A 25,824-nucleotide genomic window follows, 5' to 3' on the forward strand; every position below is an offset into this window, starting at 1 on the left:
TCACCCTATCAAAATTAAAACTAGTAATAATTTTAAAATGAATATAACAACGATAAGGGAAGTAAGGTATCTAATGCTTCCCTTATCAATTGTTTACCCAACATGATTTCTACAAGCCCCTATAGCAGCTTTCATTAATTCATCTAACTTATTTTCTTGCAATACTCTTAAGCCCTCTGCTGTAGATCCACCTGGTGTTGCTACTTGATTAGCTAAATCCATAGGAGCTTCCGCAGTTTGTAACATAGCTGCAGACCCAGAAATCATTTGAGCAATTATCTTTCGTGCCTGGGTTTCTGTAATACCCGTTTCACGTGCGATATTTACTAATGCATCTGCCATTAGATAGACGAATGCAGGTGCACTACCAGTTAGTGCTGTTAATTGCTTAACTTGCTGTTCGCTTACTTCTTGATAATCCCCTATTGGCTCCAGGACTTCTTCTAACAACTGCACATGACCGGAGGTAGTACTTTTACCCAATGTGTAAAGGGTTGAAGATTCACCTAACTCAGCAGCAGTGTTTGGCATTACCCAAGCAACTGGTGTATTTTCTGGAAGAGTTTTTTCTAGCGTACTTGGTCCAATCCCAGCTGCAACAGTGACTACTAATTGACTATTCACATAATCCTTCATTTCCTTAAGTAGCTCTTTATGTGTTTCAGGGGGAATGGCTAAAATAACTACATTTACTTCATTAATGACTTGCTGCCAATTGGATACAGCCTGTATTCCATATTTTTGAACAACATCTTCTAATCGTTTTTGATTTCCGTTATTCGTTACATAGATTTGTGCATTTCCGTTTTGGGTTAGTCCAGCTATCATAGCCTGCGCCATACGTCCTGCTCCGATAAACAATAGTTTTGTTTTTGTCATAACTTCTCCTCCCATGTACTTAATTGCCTATATTGTAGCATATTGAAATAGCATTATCTTAAATAAGGAATTGGTCACAAAACCTACCTTTGACTTTAATTCAATATTGTATAAAGATAGAATAGTAACTTCAAATATAAGAAGGGGGTGAATACAGTTGGTTTTAGACCTTATTAGTGAAATCAATAGTGATTTTTACCCGATGTACTTTTATATAACGATTATTTTAACAATTTTCTGTTCACTGCAGCTTGTTCATATTACACATCATTATCTTAATGATTACCGGTCCATTACGACAAAAAATCAAAAGTTTATAAATATAACAGCTCAACTAAACCGAGTGAATGTTAACTCTAAATCAGATAGACTTAGTTGGATCACCAAGAAAATGAAGCGCAAAGAAGGACCTGAAGACGATTCAGACAACAATTCCTCGAATTTGAACAAAACGTATCTAACAATTCGAGGAGGACTAACATGTCTAAACAAACTTTATTCACTTTTTTCAAAAAATATAGCTTTATAGGTTTACTACTTCTATTGTTCGTTTTATCAGGCTGCCAAGGAGCTAACAGTCAAACAATTGACCCTGAAACTGCAGGTTTTTTTGACCGTTATTTCGTTTATACTTTTATTGTTTTCATTAAGAATGTTGCTACATTTTTTGGTGGTAACTACGGACTGTCCATTGTTCTTGTTACATTAATTGTTCGCTTGGCATTAATGCCACTAATGCTTAAACAACAAAAGGGCAGTTATCAAATGAAGGACAAAATGAGTACAATGAAGCCCGAACTTGATGCGTTACAGACAAAGTATAAACAAAAAAAGGATGCAGAGTCTCAGAAAAAAATGCAAGAGGAGATGATGGCCCTTTATAAGAAGCATAACTTTAATCCAATTGCATCGATGGGTTGCCTGCCAATGATTATTCAATTCCCTATTCTAATTGGGTTTTATTATGCAATTAGATCAACTCCTGAGATTGCGGAGCATTCTTTTTTATGGTTTAACCTAGGACAAACAGATATGATTATGCCTTTTATAGCAGCAGCCATTTATTTCATACAATTTAAGGTCACCCAAATTGGTTTGGAACCAAAGCAACAAAAACAAATGGCCATGATGGGACTTATTTCTCCTGTTATGATTGGCTTTGTATCCTTTTCGGCCCCCGCTGCTTTACCTCTCTATTGGACGGTCGGAGGTATGTTCTTGATTTTTCAACAGTTTCTATCTAAAAAGCTTTATCAACCTAAGCAAACATTAACACCTTCTAGCATTAAGAATTAAGAACAGAATGCAGAGCGCGGCTAGCGACATACGGAATGGACTAGGTCGTAGGAGATAAGGCAACACGGTAAACGAATTGTTATCGTACGGAGGCGAGGGAAGTGTTGCTAGTCGCTGGCGTTTGAAGCTGATTTTATAATTTTCTATACTAAAAAAAGGGAGAAAGTCCGTTTTGGACCTTCTCCCTTTTTCTATTATTATACAGCTTTAGGCTTCAACTCTACGTCAATATTACCTCTTGTAGCTTTAGAATATGGGCAGAAGTCATGTGCCGCTTTAGCAAGTTGTTCTGCTTCTTCCTGTGTTACTCCTTTAATATTAACGTTAAGTACAACACCAATCTTAAAACCGTTATCAGCTTCATCTTTTAATAAGCTAACTTCAGCTGTTACCTCTGACTCAATTTCCTTCTTTTGCTTAGATGCCATAAGATTTAGCGCACCATCATAACAAGCTGAATAACCTGCCGCAAACAATTGCTCTGGGTTTGAACCTGCTTCTTTTGATCCACTAGCAGGGTTAACTAGTTTTACATCAATGATTCCGTCACTTGATTTTACGTGACCTTCACGTCCACCTTGTGCTGTAGCTTGGGATGTAAATAGTACATTACTCATTAAATCCACTCCTTTTTTATATAGACCTTTACTTTTAAAGTCCTATTCTAATTAATTCTACTCTATTTATTCCTTTTCCTACCATTATCTAAACATTAATAACACAAAAAATAAAAAAATCGGCCTACAAGATTATTTTTCTCTTGTTTTCCGTTTTCCATAAAAACTTCTAAACCCTAATTTCCCTTTAGTAAAAGCTAATACTAAATATATGACACAATCTCTATAGATGCGAAGTAATAAATACTTATGGAGGAGTGCTATAAACTCGCTTCGGCAGAATACTCCGCTTTCCGTGGGCACGGCCTCAAGCCTTCCCGTGACGCAAAGACCGCTCTTCCGGGATCTTCACCTCGTGCTGTTCCCACAGAAGTCTCCGTATTCTGCCTACGCTAATTGAAAAATTCTAATTATATATAGTGATACGAAATACCAATATATCAACGAATCCGGCTTTTTTCACTAGAAAAGAAAGCTATACTAAGCGGAGGAAAAATGCGAGATCCTCGAAAATATAGACCAATTTTCTTCGTGCGATGTGTCACTAAGAAGCATCCCTTGTCCTGTGGGAAAGGAACAGTCTGAAGATCCCACAGGGAGCGAGGGGACTACTTGAACAATCATCTTTGCGCCCTTGCACCGAGGAAGCCCACTTCGAAGCGTTACTAGCAGACGCAGGTGCATGCACTTTTGCGAGCGAGGAAGCTGAAGCGTTCCCCACGGAAAGCGAGTGTTTTTCCGCAGCGACATATTTGCACTCGTCTAATAAAAGAGTGAAGAAAAGCGAGCTATATTTACTGGTGAGTTTCTCTCTTATGCATATTCGCTTATATAACTGGTTAAAAAAAGAGTACCAAATTCATTTTATAGAATTCGGCACCCTTTTTTTATTGCATAACTTCCACTCTATTTAAAATATCCTCTGCATTTTTCACTCGTTCTGCCGAAGGAGGTTCTACACCGTTCAGTTTATATTCTAAGCCAAGACTTTCCCATTTATAGATACCTAACTTGTGGTATGGAAGAACTTCTATTCTTTCGACATTATTTAATGTTTGAATAAAATCAGATAGACCGTGAAGATATTCATCATAATCACTTATAGTAGGAACTAATACGTGTCTAATCCAAACAGGAACTTGTTTCTCTGATAGGTAATTAGCTAATTCAATGATATGCTCATTAGACATACCAGTAAGTTCTTTATGTCTTGTTGGATCAATATGTTTTAAGTCTAGTAAAACTAAATCAGTTAATTCTAGTAATTGATCTAAGTTATTCATAAAACGTGGAGAGCGACTGAAACATCCACCAGAACTATCAATGGTAGTATGAACACCGAGCTTCTTTAGTTCTCTAAATAATTCAATTAAGAACTCCAGTTGCAATAAAGGTTCCCCACCACTAACAGTGACACCACCGCCCGTTGATTGGAAAAATGGAAGATAACTTTTTATATCTTTTACTATGTCTTGTACAGACATTTCTTTCCCTTTATTTATCTTCCATGTATCTGGATTATGACAAAATTGACACCGAAGTAAACATCCTTGTGTAAATATGACATAACGAAGACCTGGCCCATCAACAGTACCGCAAGTTTCTATGGAATGTATTCTACCCTTCATTTTGTTCGCCCTCCTTGTTTTTGAAAACCAAGGGGGAAAATCCCCCTCGATTTATAACTTACATACTTTCGTGGAATGTACGGTTAATTACATCTATTTGTTGTTCTCTTGTTAATTTAATAAAGTTAACAGCATATCCAGATACACGAATTGTTAATTGTGGATACAACTCAGGATGATCCATTGCGTCCATTAATGTTTCACGGTCAAATACGTTTACGTTTAGGTGGTGTCCTTTTTTGATTGCATACCCATCTAGCATACCTGCTAAGTTAGCAATTCTAGTATCCTCGTCTTTACCCAAAGCTTTAGGAACGATGGAGAATGTGTTAGAAATACCATCTAACGAATATTCATATGGCATTTTAGCGACTGAGCTTAATGATGCTAACGATCCATTTGTATCTCTTCCGTGAAGTGGGTTAGCACCTGGAGCAAATGGTTCCCCAGCTTTACGTCCATCTGGTGTATTACCTGTTTTCTTACCATATACAACGTTAGAAGTGATCGTTAATATTGATTGAGTCGGTACTGAATTGCGGTAAGTTTTATTTTTAGCTATTTTTTGCATGAATGCTTTTACTAAATCTGATGCAATATCGTCTACACGATCATCATTATTACCATACTTAGGGAAATCCCCTTCAATTTCATAATCCACAACCAAACCGTTTTCATCACGAATTGTTTTTACTCTTGCATATTTGATAGCACTTAATGAATCTGCAACTACAGACAACCCAGCAATACCACAAGCCATTGTACGTAACACCTCTCTGTCATGCAGAGCCATCTCTAGACGTTCATAGCTATATTTATCGTGCATATAGTGAATAACATTTAATGCATTTAAATACAGGCTTGATAACCAATCTAACATTGTGTCATATTTTGACATTACTTCATCGTATTCCAAATACTCAGATGTAATCGGTGCATAGTTAGGAGCTACTTGTACTTTTAACTTTTCGTCAACCCCACCATTAATTGCATATAGTAAAGCTTTTGCAAGGTTAGCACGTGCGCCAAAGAACTGCATTTGTTTACCAATACGCATTGCAGATACACAGCACGCAATTCCATAATCATCACCATAAATATCTCTCATTAAATCATCATTTTCATATTGAATAGAACTTGTTTTAATTGACATTTTTGCACAGTACTTTTTATAGTTATCTGGTAAGTTAGTTGACCAAAGTACAGTTAAGTTTGGCTCTGGTGCAGGTCCTAAGTTATCCAAAGTATGCAAGAAACGATAAGAGTTTTTCGTTACTAAAGGACGACCATCTAACGCCATACCACCTAGAGATTCTGTAACCCAAGTTGGGTCTCCGCTAAATAACTCATTATACTCCGGTGTTCTTGCAAATTTTACTAGGCGTAATTTCATTACAAAATGATCTACTAGTTCTTGTGCTGCTTCTTCTGTTAATACACCATTTTCAATATCTCTTTCAACGTATATGTCTAAGAAAGTAGAAACACGACCAAGACTCATTGCAGCACCATTTTGTTCTTTGATAGCTGCAAGATAACCGAAGTATAGCCACTGGAATGCTTCTTGCGCTGTAGTTGCTGGTTTTGAGATATCAAATCCATAGGCTTTACCTAACTGTTTTAGCTCTTGAAGGGCACGAATTTGCTCAGCCGTTTCCTCACGATCACGGATAATGTCCTCTGACATAGTACCATTGCCAATCAAATCTAATTCCTTTTTCTTTTCGGAAATTAAGTGATCTACTCCATATAAAGCCACTCTACGATAGTCTCCAATAATACGACCTCTTCCGTAAGCATCTGGTAAACCAGTTACAATTCCTGCTTTACGAGCCATTCTCATCTCTGGAGTATAGGCATCAAATACACCTTGGTTATGTGTTTTGCGGTAATCAGTGAATACTTTTTCTACTTCTTCATCAATTTTAAATCCATAAGATTCAGCTGCTGCAACCGCCATACGCATTCCACCGAATGGTTGTAAGGAACGCTTAAATGGTTCATCTGTTTGAACTCCAACTACTTTTTCCTGTTCCTTATTTAAATATCCTGGACCATGAGATGTAATAGTAGAAACAATCTTTGTATCAAGATCTAATACACCACCATTTTCGCGTTCTTGCTTAGTCAAATCCATTACTCGATCCCACAGCGCTAATGTGTTAGAAGTTGCGCCTGCTAAAAATTCATCATTTCCTTCATATAAAGTAAAGTTTTTCAAAATAAAGTCACGTACATCTATTTCTTTTTGCCATCTACCCTCGTTAAATCCGTCCCACGGGTTACTTTGTTTCACTTCATCAATAACTTTCATTTTTCTAACCTCCTAAATGAATGAATCAAATGTAGTATGTTCAATACTGAACATTTAATATCTTTAAATTGATTATATACCCTCGCAAGTTATTTTGCATGTGATATTTGTCACAATTAAAAACTGTTATAGTTGTTGTTCTTAAAATGTTCATAATTTGTAAAAGATGATGATTTTCATACGACAGAGCCTTAATTTACCAGATTCCCCTATAAATAAAGAGTTTTCTTCATTTTTATCATCCCCAAATTTTTCCATTAAAACTATCAAAAAAAACTGTATTATACTGTTATATTAACTTTATCCGTTTTAACTAATACAGATTAATCTCAATGACTAACTAATACACACCACTATAACGTGGTGTATAAGTGAAAAATGTTCATTAAAAACTTGTAGTGTTATTTAGATGCTCGTCCGAATACAATGTACAAGTCGTTGTTAACAAAGGGGAGAATTTTAGTGAGCAGTTTTATAAGTTACATCATCTTAGGGCTATCTCTTGCAGCTCCAATTGGACCAGTAAACGCAGCACAGCTTGATAAAGGCATTAAGCAAGGTTTTACTCACTCATGGTTTATCGGGCTCGGTTCCTTAAGCGCAGATATTGTCTATATGTTGGCAGTGTATTTTGGTGTGGTGAATTTTTTAGAATTACCTTTTATGAAGTCATTTTTATGGTCATTTGGATGCTTTGTGCTTATTTACACCGGAATCGAGGGGTTAGTTGGGGCAAAACAAGTGGCTAATAACCAAAGTAAACGCTCTAAACCATCCTCTCTATCCAAGACCTTTTTCACTGGTTTCTTTCTGTCTATTTCGAATCCCTTAACCATTTTGTTCTGGTTAGGAATTTACGGTTCGGTTTTAGCAGAAACAGCCTCTGAATATGATATAAATCATCTAGCATTATACAGCTTTGCAATAATTCTGGGCCTAATTATTTGGGATTTCACTATGGCTATTGTAGCTAGTGGTTTTCGTAAAATTTTAACCAATACAATACTGGTTTGGATATCTGTTATCTCTGCCCTATCCTTAGTTGGCTTTGGTATTTACTTCGGGTACAAAGCATGTCAGTTACTTTTTAACATTTAATCCTAGTAACCAATTCGTTCTTTCGTTAATAGGCTATTTCGAAAGGACTGATACTCGTGCAACTTTTGGAAACCTACCAAATTGACAATTCTCATCCAAACTTAGAACAATGGAAGCAAAAAGCTTACCATAGCTTTATTGATAAAATGACAAATAAACAACATAAGTTCCCTTGCATCCCTGCCACACAAGGTTTTCACTTAGAACAATTACGATACAGCTTTGTAGGGGATCCTACTTCTGAAGAGACATTTGGGGAAATAGCATCGTTACTTAAGGAGTATGGAAGTAATTATAGAAAGTTTGGTCATTACACCTCGCTTATTGTTTTTTTTCATCCATCATATCAGAAATCTTCCTCGACAGTATTAGACTTCGAGAAGCAATTTTGGTGTATAGTAAATGAAGTTAGTAAATTGGATGATACTAAATGGCCAGAAGAAATTCCTTTGAACGCATCTGACCCACTTTGGGAATTTTGTTTTGAAGGGGAAAGATATTTTGTGTACTGTGCAACTCCAAGTCACAAGAATAGACAAAGTAGATATTTTCCTAATTTAATGTTAGCTATTACTCCAAGAGAAGTTTTTTCTCAATTTGAAACACTACCGTATTCCAATCATATTAAATCTAAAATAAGAGATCGTATAAAAGAATATGATTCGTTAGAACCACATCCAGATTTAAAAAGCTATGGCGACCAAAATAATTATGAAGCAAAACAGTATTTTTTGCGCGATGACCAAAGCTCGATGAGTGGTTGTCCATTTCATAAACATATAGACAAAAAGGGATAGAATAATTCTATCCCTTTCCTTTTTCAAATAATGAAGTAGGCTGTCCTTTTTTTGGCGGTTCGTTCTTCCACTTTTTTCGCTTGGAAAGAGTAACAATGCCTATTAATATAATAAACCCTAGACTTACCAAAAATCCCGGTCTACTGGACCCATCAAACCAAGTTCCACTAACAGCAATTATTATTAATAGTAAACCAGTATAGAGCTTCATTTTTTGGAAAAAGCTTGTCTGATGCATCTTCCTATATGTTAACAAAATAAATAACCAAGTATATAAAAGCATTAAACCTGCCGCCGTAGTAAAGTACTCATATATTTTATCAGGGAGAAGAATTGATACGACAATAGAAAAGATTAAACCAGTTACTGTCAAACCCAAGGCCCGAAACGGAATATTACTTTTCCCTACCTTTGAGAAGAATTTTGGCGCATCACCATCTTTTGCTAATGTCACAATCATAGTTGTGATTGCGTATAAAGAGGCTACCATAGTAGAGAAACCACCAATAATAAGCGCTCCATTAAAAACATGGGGCACAAATGACAGATTGTATTTATCTAAAGCAATAATGAAAGGACTTTCGTCCGTCGTAAAGTTATCCCATGGTACTAAATAAATGGACATCAATAAGGATACAACATAAATAGTGGCTAACATTACAAGCATCACACTTCCGGACTTTGGTGCTTGTTTAGGATCCTTTAAATCATTTGCCATTATCCCCATTACTTCTATCCCACCAAATGCATAAAACGCATAAATCATAGCCGTCCAAAAGCCCATAATTCCATGAGGAAACAGCCCCTCATAACTGTAGGTGATTGAATTATTTGGCTTTTCTCCATCTAGAAATCCAAAAATCGCTACCCCTGCTATAATAATGAACATAAAAATAGCCGCTACTTTAATAACTGCAAATATGTTTTCCATTTTCTCAAAACCACTAATACCAGTTAAAATAATTAAAATACCTAAGACCCCATAAACAGATGCAAAAATCCATAGTGGTGTATTAGGAAACCAAAACTTAGTAAAAATCCCTAACGCAGTTAATTGACTCCCCATAATTAACAATTCTGAGGACCAGTAAACCCAACCATTACTAAACCCTGCCCACTTTCCAAAGGCCTGTTTGGCATAGGAGCGAAAAGAACCCTTAACAGGATGATTAGCTGTCATTCTTGCTAGTGAATCAAATACTACATACGTACCCAATGCAGCCAGCAAAAAAGCAAAGATAGCAGAAGGTCCTCCTGTTTTTATCGCTATACTTGAGCCAAGGAAAAAACCTGTTCCTATTATCGCACCAATTCCCACTAAAGATAATTGCCACCATGATAGGTTTTTGGTTGATGCACCACCTTTACTTTTAGCCAATATATTTTCCTCCTCTAATCAAGTCTTAGTCTATTTTTTTTGCTCGAATTTACAACCACGCTTTAGTCTGAGATAAATATCATAAGTTTATACGACCCCTATTCGAGTTTCAGCAGAAAATCATTTTCTATATGCCTCCAATGAGAAGGAAGTTGATGTGTTTATCTAATCGGTTTTGGTTTATAAGAAAGGAAAATTTTATTTATGACAGGAAATCGTAAAGTTTACTTCCATTCATACAACTAACACGAAAAGAGCATAAATAAAGGGTACCAGGCGTTATCCAGGTACCCTTCTCTTACGCTCTTGCTTCTATTTTTTGTGCTTCTCTTTCTTCGGCTGGAGAGGAACCGCTAATAAAGAACGATAATATCAACCCAACTATAGAGAGACCTGTTGCCACATAAAAGGCAACATTTACACCATGAATTAAGTCACTCGGTACTGCATTTGACCCTGAATCTAAAGCAGTACTCGTCATTACAGTCACTAGGATTGCTGTTCCAATTGATGCAGATACTTGCCTCATTGTATTATTCATCGCAGTTCCATGCGCTATCAACCTTGTTGGTAACTGATTAAGTCCAGCTGTTGTTACTGGCATCATTACCATAGACATTCCTAGCATCCTAATCGAGAATACAATCGTTAAGTACGTTAAAGATGTGGAGGTAGAAAGATTAGTAAACAAAAAGGTAGTTATAGTCATAAGCGAAAGACCAATTATCGCTAGCCATCGTGCCCCAATCCTATCAAAAATCCTACCTGTTATCGGCGACATTATCCCCATCAACAGCGCCCCAGGCATAATCATTAATCCTGATTCAAATGCTGTAAAATCTACGTAATTCTGCATGTAGATGGGTAATATCGTCTCAGAACCAATTAACCCCATAAATACGATCATCCCGATTATAGTAGTAATTGTGAATGCTTTTGATTGAAATACTCTGAACTCTAAAATAGGTTGCTCAAGCCTTAACTGCCTACTTACAAAGAACCCAAGGCATATTAAACCTATTATTAGCGAAATTACAACTTCAGCCCTACCCCAACCAATATTACCTGCGCTACTGAATCCGTATAATAATCCCCCAAATCCTAATGTGGAAAGGACAATGGATAAAAAGTCCACTTTTGGATACGTTTGTTTCGTCACATTTTTCATAGCGTAATAAGCAAAAATGATATCGAGAATGATAATAGGAAGTATGACTAGGAACATGACGCGCCATGGATAGTTTTCTACAATATACCCTGATAGCGTTGGTCCAATAGCAGGCGCAAATGAAATAACTAATCCAACCATCCCCATCGCAGCCCCTCGCTTTTCTATAGGGAAAATAGTAAGAAATACAGTCATCATAAGCGGCATCATGACACCCGCACCACTTGCTTGAACAACCCTTCCGACCATTAATAATTCAAATGTTGGTGCCACTAAACAAATGAGGGTTCCAACACCGAAAACCGACATGGCAATTAGTACAAGACGCCTAGTCGTGAATGTTTCTATTAAAAATGCTGTTATTGGAATCATTACACCATTTACTAACATAAATATCGTAGTTAACCACTGCGCTGTATTCTCAGAGATATTAAAATCTTTCATTACATGTGGTGTTGCTGTTGCAAACAAGGTCTGATTTAAGATGGAGATAAACCCTCCTACAAGCAGCACAGCTACAATTAACTTACGTTCGAATTTGTTCTCTGTTGTTGCTTCTCCCATGGTTTTCCTCCTTATATATTACATATTTAGCTATATGGTCTTAACTAAATTTCTCAATGATACCTAGATCCCCATCCAGATTTCTTAATCACTATCTTACTAAACAACAGTTTCTTATATTACTTTTAGTGACAATGCACAATTAAACACTTAGACAAACAAATTCTCTTTGTAACTATAAAGACAAAATTTTGACTTTGTTCTTAAGGTCCGTCCGAAAAGTCACAATCATGATTATAGTTTTTTCAGCTGTTAGCGGTCAATGGATACACATTGAACGTCTGCCACTAGACTTGAATATAGTGAAAAAGGAACAAGATAAAGGAGGAGTTTCGAATGAAAAATTCCAACCAATTTAACTTTACCGAAGATAAGCAACCTGTGTACCAAGACATCCCACCTCAACATCAACCAAAGCAACCAGGTGTTGAATCCCTGATGAACCCTAAGCCAATCATAGAAGATCCGTCCTATAAAGGATCTGAAAAATTAAGCAATAAAGTTGCTATTATAACTGGAGGAGATAGTGGCATTGGAGCCGCTACTGCTATCGCGTTTGCCAAGGAAGGTGCAGATATTGTAATTCCCTATTACTATGAATATGAAAACGAAGACGCTTTTCGAACCAAAAAAAGAATTGAGCAGTTGGGTAGAAACTGCCTTTTATTAGTAGGAGATTTGAAGGAAGAAGAAAATTGTAAACAGGTCATCAGTGAAACAATTAAGTATTTTGGCAAACTCGATATTCTTGTTAATAATCATGGTGTTCAGTTTCCACAAGAGAGTATCTTGGACATAACAAGCGAGCAATTTGACTTTACGTTTAAAACAAACATTTATGCATTCTTTTATTTATCTAAAGCAGCGCTTCCGTATTTACAGAAAGGAAGTAGCATTATTAATACAGCATCCATTGTAGCATATGAAGGTAACAAAATTCTGATTGATTATACAGCAACTAAAGGAGCTATCGTTGGATTTACACGCGCTTTATCCCAAAATTTAGCAGACAATGGAATTCGGGTAAACGCTGTTGCGCCAGGACCAATATGGACACCACTAATTCCTTCAAGCTTCTCCGCTGAAAAAGTCGATACCTTTGGTAAAGATGTCCCATTCAATCGCCCTGGTCAACCATATGAACTTGCACCTGCTTATGTGTACTTAGCTTCTTCAGACTCCTCTTATGTTTCAGGTCAAGTCATCCATGTTAATGGAGGTACAATGGTTAGCTCATAATAATTTTCCACAATCCCCCTTTTGGTAACGGGGGATTTTTTCATATAAACAAAGAAGCATGGTTAAACTACAAAGGTTAATCGCTTTACAATACAGCTAATTGTTGCGATATTATTAATTGTAATCTGATAGCTTGCCTAATTTATAAAATTGGAGGAATGAAAAGGTGCAAAATTTTACATACCAGAATCCAACAAAGTTAATATTTGGTAAAGGACAACTTGACCAATTACAAGAAGAGGTACCAAAGTACGGTAAGAAAGTATTAGTAGTGTATGGTGGCGGAAGTATAAAACGTAATGGCCTTTATGACAATGTAATGGACATTTTAAAAAATATTGGTGCAGAAGTCTTTGAACTTAGTGGTGTAGAACCAAACCCTCGTGTTACGACTGCAAGAAAAGGTATCGAAATCTGCAAGTCTGAAGGCATTGAATTTATTTTAGCTGTAGGCGGAGGTAGTACCATTGATTGTACGAAAGCAATTGCAGCTGGTGCTAAAACAGATGCTGACATTTGGGATGTAGTTACTAAAAAAGCATTTGCAGCTGATGCACTTCCGTTTGGTACTGTTCTAACATTAGCAGCTACTGGTTCTGAGATGAATGCTGGTTCTGTAATCACAAACTGGGAAACAAATGAGAAACATGGATGGGGTAGCCCTGCAACGTTCCCTAAATTCTCTATCCTGGATCCTGTAAATACGTTTACAGTTCCACGTGATCAAACTATTTATGGCATTGTTGATATGATGTCTCATGCATTAGAGCATTATTTTCATCACGAAACAAATACCTTACTACAAGATCGTATGGTAGAAGGCATTCTCAATACTGTTATAGAAACAGCACCTAAACTACTAGATGACCTAGAAAGCTATGAACATCGTGCAACCATTCTTTATAATGGTACGATGGCACTAAATGGCATGGTAAATATGGGTTACCGAGGGGATTGGGCAACACATAACTTAGAACATGCTGTTTCCGCAGTTCATGATATCCCTCATGGTGGAGGTCTTGCAATTCTCTTCCCTCACTGGATGGAGTACACAATTGATGAAAACGTAGGTCGTTTTAAACAGCTTGCAGAACGTGTATTTGATATTAATCCTGATGGGAAATCAGATCGTGAAGTTGGATTAGAAGGCATCAAAAAACTACGTGAATTTTGGAACAGCATCGGTGCTCCATCACGATTAGCTGATTATGATATTACGGAAGCTACCGTGGAAGAAATGGCTGACAAAACAGTAGTTGCAAATCCACAGTTTGGTAATTTCAAAAAACTAAATAAAGAAGATTCTATTGCTATATATCGCGCTAGTCTTTAGAAGAAGTGAAATTGAAGGCAACCTTTTAAATATGAGAGGTTGCCTTCCTTTTTGTATTTGGTATAAGATGGGAGTGTTAGTTGAAAGGGGCATTAGAAGTGAGTAAATTGGGATATCAACCTTACATTACATCCATTCAATTGTTACGTGAAAAGATTTCTTCTTTTAAGAAGTATCCATTTAACTTACCAGTTGTAAATAATCTGAATCAATTATCTATACATCCGCAGGTAACCTATATTGTCGGCGAAAACGGAATGGGAAAGTCAACCTTACTAGAAGCTATTGCTGTGGCATGTGGATTTAATCCAGAGGGCGGAACCTTTAACCTTAATTTTTCAACAAAAGAAACTCACTCTGAACTTGAGGAATTCATACGCATCATCAAAAGTTCAAGCAAACCTAAAGATGGATTTTTTCTACGTGCAGAATCATTCTATAATCTAGCCACTGAAATAGATAACCTAGATAAACAGCGAGGTGGTAGACGTATTATAGACTCGTATGGTGGGAAATCATTGCATGAACAATCTCATGGCGAATCTTTTTTTGCAGCATTCATGAACCGTTTTTCAGGGGAAGGTATTTATATTTTAGATGAGCCTGAAGCAGCATTATCACCATTACGACAACTCTCTATGCTTTCAAGAATCAATGAATTAGTAAAAGAAGATTCTCAATTTATTATCGCAACACATTCACCAATTGTAATGGCATATCCAAATTCCAAAATACTTGAACTATCAGAAAGCGGTATCAAAGAAACTAGTTTAGAACACACCCAAAATTTCCAATTGATGAGTCAGTTTTTTCAAGACAAAGATCGCTTATTGCACCACTTACTCTCCTAGTCTTTTTCTTTCTGTTGGTTAACTTGTTCCGCTTCAATAGATTCGCCTGGTAATGGATCAACAGTTTGTTTATATGCATAACCTTTGTTGATCGTAACTAAAGAAAGAATTAATACCAAAAGCGTTACAGCAACGCATACACTTATTACTACAATCATCACCAATTACCCCCATTTCTTTTAAATCATCTTCATTAAAGGATAACTTGTTATTCCTATTTTAACAAGAATTAATGTATAGCCTTCAATTCTTTACCTCATAATAAGCTTAGCTTTCAAAGAGTCGAGGAGGTAATTAAATGGATCAGGAAATGATAAAAGAACAAGCAGAAAAAATCCTTACTAATCATCAAATTGGAACATTATCTTCAGTAAAGGATAGTAAACCTTATTCACGTTTTATGACTTTCTTTAACGATAACTATACGTTATATACGGCAACAGACAAGGACACTCATAAGGTGGATGAAATTAACGAAAACCCGAACGTTCATATTTTACTTGGTTATACTTATGATGGAACAGAAGATACTTATTTAGAGATTGAAGGAAAAGCAACAGTTGATAGTTCTGAAGAAACAAAAACAAAGTTATGGAATGATAAATTATCTCCATGGTTTGATGGTCCACAAGATAAGGACTACACAGTTCTAAAAATAGACCCTATCGAGATACACCTGATGAATACTAACGAACACGAGCCGCAGATTGTTTCCTTTCATTAATGTACTATGAAAGCCATCTCCACTAAAAAAGAGATGGCTTTTATTATAGTAATAACCATTTTTAGCCCTACGATTTATTTCCTATATTTAAAGGATGCTTACCCCACTCCTAGTATGAACAAATTTCATTTTCCATTATAGTAATGAGACATCTTTTCTAATATAATTTAGGTACGCCTATAGAGGATATGAATAGATTTAACAAAATCATTTATTTGGAGGAAAAAATGTGATAGAAACGGAAAGACTACTATTAGTTCCCTTTAAATTAGATTACATTACAGCAGCCATTAAAGGTAATTATTTTTTAGTGAAAACTTTGGGTTTTACAATAGATGACAATTGGCCAAACCCAGATTATAAGGAAATATTCCCTTTTCTTGAAGAAGATTTCATCAATGATCCATCCTTAGCGAGCTGGAGTAGATTGGTTATTAATAAGCAGGATAATAGACTGATTGGAGATATAGGCTGTAAAGGCCGCCCAGATTCAAAAGGTGTTGCGGAGATAGGTTATAGTATTGTTCCCACATACCGCAACCAAGGAATAGCTACAGAAGCGGTTAAGGCATTAGTTACCTGGCTAGAAAACGCGGCAGAAGTAAAACAAGTAACAGCTGAATGCCTTGTTGAAAATGTCGCTTCAGCAAATGTTCTTAAAAAAGCAGGTTTCTCGAAAACTCACTCCACACAGGAAATGATATACTGGAAAAGGTAAAGGAGACGGCATAAAGCATCTCCTTATTAATTTATAAGGTTATCTATCTTCTCGATTGCTTGTTTAACTTGCGTCACATTAACATCATAGTGCGTAACAAACCGAACAGTTTCCGAACTATATCCACCTACTAAAATTTCTTTTTTTCGCAATTCTTCTACAAACTGTTCCGCGTTATACCCTGTACCGCTAACATCAACTATTACTATATTTGTTTCTACCTCATTTACGATAGTTATTCCATTTATATTGCCTAATCCGTTCGCTAGTATTTTTGCATTATCATGATCTTCAACCAATCTATCTACATTATTTTGTAGAGCTACCAATCCCGGGGCAGCAATCATACCAGACTGCCTTAATCCACCACCTAACCGTTTACGCCACTTTCTAGCTTTTTGAATGAACTCACTAGGTCCTGCAATAATGGAACCAACTGGCGCACCTAGTCCTTTGGATAGACAAAATTGCACAGTGTCTGCATAACTAGCAAAATCCTTGACTGACTTCCCTGATGCTACAGCCGCATTAAATAAACGAGCACCATCTAAATGAACAGGTATACGATTTGAATTAGCAATCTCATATATTGCTTTCATATTATCAATCGGTATCACAGCACCACCAGCCTTGTTATGGGTATTTTCTAAACAAATAAGACTTGTTTCAGGGAAGTGAATATCGTCTGCACGTATAGCAGAAGCTACCTCAAATGGATCCATTGCCCCCCTAACACCAGGAATTGGTCGTGGTTGAACACCAGCCAAAGCAGAGAATGCTCCTGCTTCATATACATATACATGTGCATTTGCTTCCATTATTACTTCATCACCTGGTTTACAGTGTGTTAATGCTGCAATTTGATTTCCTTGAGTTCCACTTGTTACAAATAATGCTCCTTCCTTACCTAGCATCTCTGCAGCAATTTCCTCAAGTTTGTTAACAGATGGATCCTCCTTATATACATCGTCACCAACCTCAGCCTCGTATGCTGCCTTACGCATTGTAGCTGTTGGCTTTGTTACCGTATCACTTCTAAAATCAATCATGATAACTTCCCCCATTATTTTTCTTTCTATCATACTACAAAAGACTTCTATTGCGTAAAAGTCATTGTTTGTGAATCTTTTCACAAATGTGTCACAATTACCTATTTCTGTAAACGTTATCAAGGTGTTATGATGAAATCAGAAAGAGCGAAGGGGTGAAAATAATGATCTTAACGGAATGGAAAACGTTTGGTACTGATACTGATGTGTACACAAAGGAAATGTTTGAAAAAGAAGTTAAAGATGTGTTTGAGGCTATGATGGTAGATGAGACCAAAGATTTCCCAACATATATCTGGACAAAAAATTATGTAATCCAAATCAAGCCAACATCAAGAATGTATAAAGATGTATCCTTTGTAAAGGTCCCCCGTAACCCATCGTCGGAATTAGCAAGCGAACAACTAAGATAATTTTTGGGTTTATATGCTCAATGTTTCACAAATTAAAGGAGGGTTTTAAATGGCAACTAAAGTTGGTAAGAAACCAGAGCAAGAACAGAAAACAGTAGCTCAAAGCATTGATGTTTTAGTAGAAAATGCACAAGTAGCTTTAAAAGAAATGAAAAAATTGAATCAAGAGCAAGTTGATAATATTGTAAAAGAAATGGCCCTAGCAGGTTTGGATCAGCATATGCCACTAGCAAAGTTGGCTATTGAAGAAACTGGACGCGGTGTATATGAAGATAAGATAATTAAAAATATATTTGCAACTGAATATATATATCACAACGTAAAATACGATAAAACAATTGGTGTAATTAGTGAGAATGAACAAGATGGAGTTGTGGAGATTGCTGAACCAATTGGTGTTATTGCCGGTGTTACACCTGTAACTAACCCAACATCAACTACCATGTTTAAGTCAATTATTTCTATTAAGACAGGAAATCCTATTATCTTTGCTTTTCACCCATCTGCACAAAAAAGTAGCTCAACTGCTGCAAGAACAGTATATGAAGCAGCTGTAAAAGCTGGTGCGCCTGAAAACTGTATTCAGTGGATTGAGACACCATCATTGGAAGCCACGCAAACATTAATGAATCATGATCGTGTTTCATTAATTCTTGCAACAGGTGGAGCAGGAATGGTGAAAGCTGCTTATAGCTCTGGTAAACCGGCATTAGGAGTTGGACCAGGTAACGTACCTTGCTACATTGAGAAAACAGCTAATATTAAACGTTCTGTAAATGACCTTATTTTATCTAAAACATTTGATAATGGTATGATTTGTGCATCAGAACAAGCAGTTATTATCGATAAAGAAATCTATGATTCTGTTAAATCTGAAATGATTAATAATAGTTGTTATTTCTTAAATGCAGAAGAAAAGGCAAAGGTTGAAAAGTTAGTAATAAACGAAAATACATGTGCTGTAAATCCATCTATCGTAGGAATGAAGCCAGTTAAAATTGCAGAAATGGCTGGGGTAACAGTTCCAGAAGATACTAAAATCCTTGTTGCCGAGTTAACCGGAGTTGGACCAGACCATCCATTATCTCGTGAAAAGTTAAGCCCAGTACTTGCTTGTTATAAAGTTAAGAACACGGAAGAAGGTTTGACAAGAGCAGAAGAGATGTTAGAATTTGGCGGATTAGGACACTCTGCTGTTATCCACTCTGAGGATCAAAGTGTACTTGACCAATTTGGTCGTAGAATGAAAGCAGGACGTATTATCGTTAACGCTCCATCATCTCAAGGTGCGATAGGGGATATCTACAACGCCTACATGCCATCCCTAACACTTGGTTGTGGTTCATATGGAGGAAACTCAGTATCCACAAACGTAGGAGCAGTACACTTAATTAACGTTAAAAAAATGGCTAGAAGGAATGTTAATATGCAATGGTTCAAGGTTCCACCAAAAGTTTATTTTGAGAAAAACTCTGTTCAATACCTAGCAAAAATGCCAAAAATATCTAAAGCATTTATCGTTACAGACCCTATGATGGTGAAACTTGGCTATGTTGATAAAGTATTATATAACTTACGTAAGCGTCCTGACTATGTTCATTGTGAAATTTTCTCTGATGTAGAACCAGATCCATCAAAAGAAACCGTTATGCGTGGTGCAGCAGCAATGGATGCCTTCCAACCAGATGTTATCATTGCACTTGGCGGCGGATCAGCAATGGATGCTGCCAAAGGAATGTGGTTATTCCATGAGCACCCAGATACTGATTTCAATGGATTAAAACAAAAGTTCCTAGATATTCGTAAGCGTGTGTACAAATATCCAGAGTTAGGTCAACGTGCACAATTTGTCGCTATCCCGACTACATCTGGAACAGGCTCTGAAGTAACATCATTCTCTGTTATCACAGATAAAGAAAATAATATCAAATATCCATTAGCTGATTATGAACTCACTCCCGATGTTGCAATTATAGATCCACAATTCGTTATGACTGTACCACCTGTTGTAACTGCCGATACTGGTATGGATGTATTAACACATGCTATTGAAGCTTATGTATCTAACATGGCCAATGATTATACAGACGGTCTAGCTATTAAAGCAATTCAACTAGTGTTTGAATACCTACCACTCGCTTATAAAGATGGATCAAACGAAAAGGCTCGCGAGAAAATGCACAACGCATCAACGATAGCTGGTATGGCCTTTGCCAATGCATTCTTAGGTATAAACCACAGCCTTGCGCATAAATTAGGTGCAGAATTCCATATTGCACATGGTCGTGCCAATGCAATTCTAATGCCACACGTAATTCGTTACAATGCGATTAAACCGAAGAAATTTGCTGCGTTCCCTAAATATGAGCACTTTATCGCAGATCAACGTTATGCAGAAATCGCAAAAGTACTTGGTTTACCTGCAAGAACTACAGAAGAAGGCGTTGAAAGTTTAGTTCAAGCCATTATTAAACTTTCAAAAGAATTAAATATTCCTATGAGTATTGAAGAAAATGGTGTAACGAAAGCAGCATTTGAAAAAGAGGTTGACCGCTTAGCAGATCGTGCATTTGAAGATCAGTGTACAACTGCTAACCCTAAACTACCTCTAGTTACCGAATTAGCTGATGTTTACAGAAACGCATTTAAAGGAGTCTAACTAACTAGCTTTCCCCCACTTTATATAGGAAACCCCCTTCTGAATAAGGAAGGGGGTTTCAAATTTAAAAATTTAATATAGCAGCATCTGATCATGCTTATTTAACCATTTTTCCGCAAAATAAACAGCCACTTTTAATGGAATTAAACGAGAAGCAGCTGAACCTACTATCCCTATATTTACAGGATATTCCGCTTCAAAATCTTGTCCCAATTTTTCAAACAATTCTTCTCTAAACTCAAGTTCTTGATATTCCTTCCAAACTCTTTTTCCGTTCAAGTTCAGAGGCGCACCTTTCGTCATTACCTTCTTATATCCCACTCGATATTCAGCCAAGTGAAAAGCTGTACAAGTTTCATAAGTAGTACCTAAGAATAGAATATGTGCATCACTATCATATAATTTAGCCAAAGGAGATTGCTCTCCAAGACTAAAATTTAACGATTGATTAGCAATAATCTTTTCTTTATCCTTTCCCCAAGCAACAAAGGAATAACTAGGATGACTACTTCTAATAACACCTGGAAAGCTTCTAAATACTTCAACAACACTTCCCATTCCGGTAGTTGGCGTATAAATCGGATCGTACGCTGGCATTGTATCTCGAATTACTTTCCACCAATCCCTGGGGACCGGAGGATTTTCCCATTCAGCTGGATTAGATAGAATAACAGACTGAGATGGCATTACAATTGTCCCTGTATCTGTTACGGTATCCATCAATGCTTGAATAATCGCTACTTCTCCTCCATTGATCCAACCCATTGATGATAAGGATGAATGCACCAAAACCCTTGCACCTGGCTCAAGACCTAGATTTTGCAAATCAATCTGTAACGATTCTCTCGTTCTAGGATAGTTAGTTGACTTCATTAACTTTTCCACATTAAACCCTACCTAACTTCGCTAATTAATTGCTTTTAATACATCTATTAACATTTCTTTATAGACGTCTCTATTAATAGCCTGACATACACGGACATTCGGTTGATTGCCCAACCTTCCATTTATATCAACAACCGAATAACCCCTTGTAAACTCACCCTTTGTTTCTATATCCACATAGAATTTATGGGATTCTATCATAATCGATTCATCAGCTGCAACAGCCATTAATAATGTGTCTGGATGTGTAGTCCCATTTAATTTATGAACATCCTTATTGAATTGCTTCACAACACGATTGATAGTCGCAAAAAATTCTGACCCTTTCGTATTGAGATTAACTATCTCCTCATGATCGTCGTCATCCATAATGGAAAATTTAGTACACATCTCCCATCCAACCATTGTCATTTCAATACCGGAATTAAGAACAATTCTTGCCGCTTCAGGATCAACATAAAAGTTATACTCAGCAGCAGGGGTAATATTTCCCAGGGAATTATTTGTCCCGCCCATTATGAATATGTCCCGGATTTTAGATTTAATCGTAGGATCCTTTTTAAGGGCCATGGCAATGTTAGTCAGTGGAGCAATAGCAAGCAATGTAATCTCACCTGGATGATTATGGACTGTTTCAATAATAAAATCAATGGCATGTTTCGCTTCAGGGCGCTGAATAGCCGGGGCAAAATTAGCCCCACCCATACCATCCGAACCGTGTACATCTTCCACCGTTCTATGTTGTTTTTCACCTATTTGCAATAGAGGTCCTTCATGCCCTTTATATACCGGAACCTGCTCACCTTTCCCAGCAACTTCAACTGTATATAACGCATTTTCCACTTGCTGGTCAAACTGGACATTACCTCCAGTAATTGTAATTCCTTCAACCTGGAAGTAATGAAGTGCTGTTAAAATGGCAATCGTATCATCACCAGCTGTATCAGTATCTATAATTACTCTACGCACATTTCATGTCCCCTATCTTACTTTTTTTGCTAAATCAGTTATATATGCAAAAAATTCATCTGCCTTTACATCATATACAACATCTACAGGTCGTCCATTTTCAGAAATTGCTGTTTTACCTTGGCTAGGAGCATCAGTAATAACTGTACTTTTCACTGTTTTCGACTTTATAAGTTCCGGTTTTCCAACAGCTGCAGTAGTAAGAACATCCCAAAGGTAGTAGGTTGAATTTGTTTCTACATGAACAAGTGGAGGTACAGCTGCATAGCATTGACCTACAAAGTCTACACCCTCATATTTTCTTTCAGCAGCCCAGTTATTTCTAACTTGCAAAGTAAGAGGTACTTGTTGCGTGCTCTCCAAGGCAACCATATCAATTGTTAAACCACTTGCCCATACTCGTTGGACAGCATGTGGGTCCCAGAATGCATTCCATTCCGCTGTACCATCATGCTCTGGTTCTTCAACATTCCCTACTTCTTGGAAAGTTCCACCCATCCAAACTAGTTTTTCAATCTTATCTTCAATTTCTGGTGCTTCATCCAAGGCCCTTGCAAGGTCTGTCAGTGGACCTGTGAAAAGTAATGTTGTTTTACCCTCTGTTTCTTGTAATGTTTTTATCATATGTTTATGTGCAAATAAAGGGCTTAAAGGCGCCTCCATTGTTCCACTCTCATTTAGAATCGGTAAAGCATCGACTGTAAAAGTATGCAATCGCCAATCACTCGGAAAAGGATTTTCACCACGGGAATTAGATTTCGCTACTTCAATTGGATATGAACTAAATCTATCAATAATTTTACGACTTGCATTGGTACCAGGCTCCAAGTATCCATCCGCTGGAATAACAGAAACACCAGTCACTTTCACATCTTCCATTTGTGTTAATAAGAATAAAGATACTAAGTCATCTACGCCTGCATCATGGTTGAAATAAATGTTATTCGTCATGTCATTTTCTCCTTATGTATATTCTATTTTTATGTTAGGCTTTGCATAATCTGATTATTGATTCCTATCTAAGTAACTAAATAATAAACAATAAACAATAAAAATTCACAAAGCATACTCCTCAAAGCTCTTACATAATAGATGTAGACTTTAAAATCTTACTGTAAAGTCCATAGATGTTTTTCAAAAGCATAATTTTTAGAATAGAGCCAATATAAAAAAACCTATTTCTAGTTTAACAGTTTCATCGTTGTTTTACACTTCATATAGGTACCTGGTGATATTTTTTAAATAGAAGGAAAGGAAACCCCACATTAACAAAATACTTAGTTAAAAATAGACCGGATTCCCCCGTCTTCTTCATCCATTACGTTCAAAATCTAAATACCTTTTTTGACCGGTTTAATAAAATTGGAATAAACCGACAATAACCAATATTAAAATTGCACAAACAATATACAAGGTTTGAAATCCATATCCTGTAGCAATCATACCTAATACAAAAAAGCCAAGTGCTATCCCCGTATCATACAACATGAAAAAGGTTGCCGTCGCATGCCCACTTCGGCGTCTTGGAGCAGACTGAATCGCTAATGTTTGAAAACTTTATATCAAATAATTTACCAAGAAACGGCCTTGAAAGAGAAAAGCCTTTAGAAAATTAAAAGCCATAGCGATGGCTATGGCTTTTAATTATTTTGCTTTACGAGTGCCACTTGAACTTCATCATCTACAAGTTCAATAGCAGCAGGATAATAATTTAAGACAGCTTCAACATATTTATAATCACCGTAGCAAGCATCATATTGCTCTGCTTCTTCTCTAATACATTTGTAGATTCCAGTATGCTTTAATTCCTCATACTTTTGTTTTGAAAATTGAATCGCCAGCTTTTCTGAGTAATTCCCACCATTATTTAATACATAATTGATAAATCCAGCGCCAAAATTATAGGATTGTAACGCGACTTTCACATCACCATTAGACTTATCTAACACCTTAGAGAAATAGGAAACACCTTGTTCAATGGAGGTTTCAGAGTCTTTTATACAACCCACTTCACCACAATAGCTTTCAGATGCCTGCATCGGATCATCTCCTCTACCCCCTGACTCTTGCATCATTAAAGCAAGCACTATTGCTGTGTACTCTTTCTTCCCATGAGCCTCTAGATTTTTCATGACAGAAGGCTTGTACTGAATTACTTGATCAGTCAATTTTATCCCTTGCTCAGTGGGTCTATTATCACTATTGCTAATAAGCATAACGGAGTATAGCAAAACCGTAATGGCAGACCCGGTTAAAATTAAATAAACAAAACCATGGATGATAGATTTTTTTCTTTTATTTACTAAGCTAGTATTCTTATTAAACACTTATTCTCCACCCTATATTCTTGAGACATTACGCTAAATAAGCTTAACCCATATCAATAGAATAACAATTTTATAAAGTTTCGTCATTAGCCCTCTCAAATAAAGCACTTTATTCATATACATAAATAAGGTTTCTTTCCTGTTATATATTGGCTCTTATTATACAATGAGGTGATTCAAATGCGTAATAAAAAAGAGGTTGTTCAGCCCAATAAACTAAGAAAGAAAAAAGGAAGAAGAGCAGGTTGTAATTGCGGTACAGGTAGAAGAAGAAAGAAAAAGTAGATGAAAAATGACCCTAGACAGTTTTCTCTGTCTAGGGTTTTATTTTAACCATTTAAATGCGTGAGGGCAGATTGAATTATGGATGAAACAGCTGCAATTGCTAATATAGCGATTACTGGAAAAAACATATAAGGAAACATGGAGTAAAATACATAAATAAAAGCTGCACTCCACACTCCAGTACACCAATGGCAACTTAATAACTCACCGATGAACTTTTGTACCCCTTTACCCTTAATATACAGCACTTCTTCTATCGTGCCATCTTCTTGTTCCTCTTCCTCCACCTCATGAAAGGGTGCCCTTAGAAAACTTGTGATATCATCCATTACAATTAATCTCGTTAACCTAAAAGTTGCTAAACCCAATAAAACAAACGTAAACCAAGAAAGCATACTGTCACCTCCATATATTACTGATATATTCTATTCCAACTTTATAAAAGTGGTATTCAGTAATATTTAAATAAAGAAATATCATCGCTTTTGACACATTTTGTATAGAATCACCAATAAGTAATTCTCTTATTTACTTATTCGATGGGTGCGATCACTCGCTTCGGCAGAATACTCCGCTTTCCGTGGGCACGGCCTCAGCTTCCTCAGAGCAAAGACCGCTCTTCCGGGATCTTCG

At 36.6% G+C, this 25,824-nt stretch carries 26 protein-coding genes; 12 read left to right on the forward strand and 14 right to left on the reverse strand.

Annotated elements, in window-relative coordinates:
- Nucleotides 1–93 precede the first annotated feature (93 nt).
- Nucleotides 94–879 (reverse strand): pyrroline-5-carboxylate reductase, encoded by a 786-nt coding sequence (gene proC, locus H7K77_RS20215; protein ID WP_186580715.1) that lies wholly within the window; start codon nucleotides 877–879, stop codon nucleotides 94–96.
- A gap of 157 nt (nucleotides 880–1,036) precedes the next feature.
- Here proC and H7K77_RS20220 point away from each other — a divergent pair, with 157 nt between their 5' ends.
- On the forward strand, nucleotides 1,037–1,408 hold the full coding sequence (locus H7K77_RS20220) for a hypothetical protein (RefSeq protein ID WP_186580717.1): 372 nt from the start codon (nucleotides 1,037–1,039) through the stop codon (nucleotides 1,406–1,408).
- Nucleotides 1,360–2,175 carry a membrane protein insertase YidC gene (gene yidC / locus H7K77_RS20225; protein WP_186580719.1) on the forward strand — a complete coding sequence of 272 codons (816 nt, stop codon included), beginning with the start codon at nucleotides 1,360–1,362 and terminating at the stop codon, nucleotides 2,173–2,175. The genes H7K77_RS20220 and yidC overlap by 49 nt, the downstream gene beginning before the upstream one ends.
- 197 nt (nucleotides 2,176–2,372) lie before the next feature.
- Here the strand turns inward: yidC and H7K77_RS20230 are convergent, their stop codons facing one another.
- From H7K77_RS20230 to pflB, 3 genes are all read right to left on the reverse strand, one after another.
- Nucleotides 2,373–2,792, reverse strand: a complete 420-nt coding sequence (locus H7K77_RS20230; RefSeq protein ID WP_186580721.1) for an organic hydroperoxide resistance protein — start codon at nucleotides 2,790–2,792, stop codon at nucleotides 2,373–2,375.
- Nucleotides 2,793–3,679: 887 nt separating this feature from the next.
- The gene (pflA, locus tag H7K77_RS20235; protein ID WP_186580723.1) at nucleotides 3,680–4,420 is read right to left on the reverse strand and encodes a pyruvate formate-lyase-activating protein; all 741 of its coding nucleotides are present in this window, start codon (nucleotides 4,418–4,420) and stop codon (nucleotides 3,680–3,682) included.
- Between the two features lie 58 nt (nucleotides 4,421–4,478).
- Nucleotides 4,479–6,734 carry a formate C-acetyltransferase gene (gene pflB / locus H7K77_RS20240; RefSeq protein ID WP_186580725.1) on the reverse strand — a complete coding sequence of 752 codons (2,256 nt, stop codon included), beginning with the start codon at nucleotides 6,732–6,734 and terminating at the stop codon, nucleotides 4,479–4,481.
- Between the two features lie 462 nt (nucleotides 6,735–7,196).
- On the opposite strand from pflB, the gene H7K77_RS20245 reads away from it, so the two are divergent.
- A complete protein-coding gene (locus H7K77_RS20245; RefSeq protein ID WP_186580727.1) occupies nucleotides 7,197–7,832 on the forward strand; it encodes a LysE family transporter in 636 nt (211 codons plus the stop codon).
- A gap of 56 nt (nucleotides 7,833–7,888) precedes the next feature.
- The gene (locus tag H7K77_RS20250) at nucleotides 7,889–8,629 is read left to right on the forward strand and encodes a YqcI/YcgG family protein (RefSeq protein ID WP_328701177.1); all 741 of its coding nucleotides are present in this window, start codon (nucleotides 7,889–7,891) and stop codon (nucleotides 8,627–8,629) included.
- A 7-nt stretch (nucleotides 8,630–8,636) separates the two neighbouring features.
- Here the strand turns inward: H7K77_RS20250 and H7K77_RS20255 are convergent, their stop codons facing one another.
- Together H7K77_RS20255 and H7K77_RS20260 are read right to left on the reverse strand one after the other, a co-directional pair.
- A complete protein-coding gene (locus H7K77_RS20255; RefSeq protein WP_222599475.1) occupies nucleotides 8,637–10,007 on the reverse strand; it encodes an amino acid permease in 1,371 nt (456 codons plus the stop codon).
- A 298-nt stretch (nucleotides 10,008–10,305) separates the two neighbouring features.
- Nucleotides 10,306–11,739, reverse strand: a complete 1,434-nt coding sequence (locus H7K77_RS20260) for a DHA2 family efflux MFS transporter permease subunit (RefSeq protein WP_186580729.1) — start codon at nucleotides 11,737–11,739, stop codon at nucleotides 10,306–10,308.
- Between the two features lie 230 nt (nucleotides 11,740–11,969).
- On the opposite strand from H7K77_RS20260, the gene H7K77_RS21635 reads away from it, so the two are divergent.
- The 4 genes from H7K77_RS21635 (at nucleotide 11,970) to H7K77_RS20275 (ending at nucleotide 15,162) form a co-directional block, all read left to right on the forward strand.
- Nucleotides 11,970–12,098, forward strand: a complete 129-nt coding sequence (locus H7K77_RS21635; protein WP_268911949.1) for a hypothetical protein — start codon at nucleotides 11,970–11,972, stop codon at nucleotides 12,096–12,098.
- Nucleotides 12,076–12,978: an SDR family oxidoreductase gene (locus tag H7K77_RS20265; RefSeq protein ID WP_186580731.1), complete on the forward strand. Its 903-nt coding sequence runs from the start codon at nucleotides 12,076–12,078 to the stop codon at nucleotides 12,976–12,978. The genes H7K77_RS21635 and H7K77_RS20265 overlap by 23 nt, the downstream gene beginning before the upstream one ends.
- Before the next feature lie 166 nt (nucleotides 12,979–13,144).
- Nucleotides 13,145–14,311 carry an iron-containing alcohol dehydrogenase gene (locus tag H7K77_RS20270; RefSeq protein WP_186580733.1) on the forward strand — a complete coding sequence of 389 codons (1,167 nt, stop codon included), beginning with the start codon at nucleotides 13,145–13,147 and terminating at the stop codon, nucleotides 14,309–14,311.
- Between the two features lie 98 nt (nucleotides 14,312–14,409).
- A complete protein-coding gene (locus H7K77_RS20275; RefSeq protein WP_328701178.1) occupies nucleotides 14,410–15,162 on the forward strand; it encodes an AAA family ATPase in 753 nt (250 codons plus the stop codon).
- Here the strand turns inward: H7K77_RS20275 and ytzI are convergent.
- Nucleotides 15,159–15,320, reverse strand: coding sequence for a YtzI protein (ytzI, locus tag H7K77_RS20280; RefSeq protein WP_186580737.1), 162 nt, complete (start codon nucleotides 15,318–15,320; stop codon nucleotides 15,159–15,161). The two genes, H7K77_RS20275 and ytzI, sit on opposite strands and share 4 nt — an antisense overlap.
- 140 nt (nucleotides 15,321–15,460) lie before the next feature.
- Here ytzI and H7K77_RS20285 point away from each other — a divergent pair, with 140 nt between their 5' ends.
- Both H7K77_RS20285 and H7K77_RS20290 read left to right on the forward strand, forming a co-directional pair.
- On the forward strand, nucleotides 15,461–15,886 hold the full coding sequence (locus H7K77_RS20285; RefSeq protein ID WP_186580739.1) for a pyridoxamine 5'-phosphate oxidase family protein: 426 nt from the start codon (nucleotides 15,461–15,463) through the stop codon (nucleotides 15,884–15,886).
- 229 nt (nucleotides 15,887–16,115) lie between these two features.
- The gene (locus H7K77_RS20290; protein ID WP_186580741.1) at nucleotides 16,116–16,604 is read left to right on the forward strand and encodes a GNAT family N-acetyltransferase; all 489 of its coding nucleotides are present in this window, start codon (nucleotides 16,116–16,118) and stop codon (nucleotides 16,602–16,604) included.
- Nucleotides 16,605–16,630: 26 nt separating this feature from the next.
- On the opposite strand, the gene ltaE is transcribed toward H7K77_RS20290, so the two are convergent.
- Entirely contained in the window at nucleotides 16,631–17,653 is a 1,023-nt protein-coding gene (gene ltaE, locus H7K77_RS20295; protein ID WP_186580743.1) for a low-specificity L-threonine aldolase, read from the reverse strand.
- Nucleotides 17,654–17,817: 164 nt separating this feature from the next.
- Between ltaE and H7K77_RS20300 the strand changes: the two genes are divergently transcribed.
- Both H7K77_RS20300 and adhE read left to right on the forward strand, forming a co-directional pair.
- Entirely contained in the window at nucleotides 17,818–18,066 is a 249-nt protein-coding gene (locus tag H7K77_RS20300) for a hypothetical protein (RefSeq protein WP_186580745.1), read from the forward strand.
- A 49-nt stretch (nucleotides 18,067–18,115) separates the two neighbouring features.
- Nucleotides 18,116–20,725 (forward strand): bifunctional acetaldehyde-CoA/alcohol dehydrogenase, encoded by a 2,610-nt coding sequence (gene adhE / locus H7K77_RS20305; protein ID WP_186580747.1) that lies wholly within the window; start codon nucleotides 18,116–18,118, stop codon nucleotides 20,723–20,725.
- Nucleotides 20,726–20,797: 72 nt separating this feature from the next.
- Here adhE and H7K77_RS20310 read toward each other — a convergent pair whose 3' ends face one another.
- From H7K77_RS20310 to H7K77_RS20330, 6 genes are all read right to left on the reverse strand, one after another.
- Nucleotides 20,798–21,610: an aminoglycoside N(3)-acetyltransferase gene (locus H7K77_RS20310; RefSeq protein WP_186580749.1), complete on the reverse strand. Its 813-nt coding sequence runs from the start codon at nucleotides 21,608–21,610 to the stop codon at nucleotides 20,798–20,800.
- A gap of 21 nt (nucleotides 21,611–21,631) precedes the next feature.
- Nucleotides 21,632–22,579, reverse strand: coding sequence for a nucleoside hydrolase (locus H7K77_RS20315; RefSeq protein ID WP_186580751.1), 948 nt, complete (start codon nucleotides 22,577–22,579; stop codon nucleotides 21,632–21,634).
- A gap of 12 nt (nucleotides 22,580–22,591) precedes the next feature.
- Nucleotides 22,592–23,530, reverse strand: a complete 939-nt coding sequence (locus H7K77_RS20320) for a nucleoside hydrolase (RefSeq protein ID WP_186580753.1) — start codon at nucleotides 23,528–23,530, stop codon at nucleotides 22,592–22,594.
- Nucleotides 23,531–23,932: 402 nt separating this feature from the next.
- On the reverse strand, nucleotides 23,933–24,067 hold the full coding sequence (locus H7K77_RS21640; protein WP_268911950.1) for a hypothetical protein: 135 nt from the start codon (nucleotides 24,065–24,067) through the stop codon (nucleotides 23,933–23,935).
- A 152-nt stretch (nucleotides 24,068–24,219) separates the two neighbouring features.
- The gene (locus H7K77_RS20325) at nucleotides 24,220–24,906 is read right to left on the reverse strand and encodes a lysozyme family protein (protein ID WP_328701179.1); all 687 of its coding nucleotides are present in this window, start codon (nucleotides 24,904–24,906) and stop codon (nucleotides 24,220–24,222) included.
- A gap of 329 nt (nucleotides 24,907–25,235) precedes the next feature.
- Nucleotides 25,236–25,586 carry a DUF1360 domain-containing protein gene (locus H7K77_RS20330; protein WP_186580755.1) on the reverse strand — a complete coding sequence of 117 codons (351 nt, stop codon included), beginning with the start codon at nucleotides 25,584–25,586 and terminating at the stop codon, nucleotides 25,236–25,238.
- Nucleotides 25,587–25,824 lie beyond the last annotated feature (238 nt).

Source organism: Aquibacillus kalidii (assembly GCF_014280935.1).
GTDB lineage: Bacteria > Bacillota > Bacilli > Bacillales > Amphibacillaceae > Aquibacillus_D > Aquibacillus_D kalidii.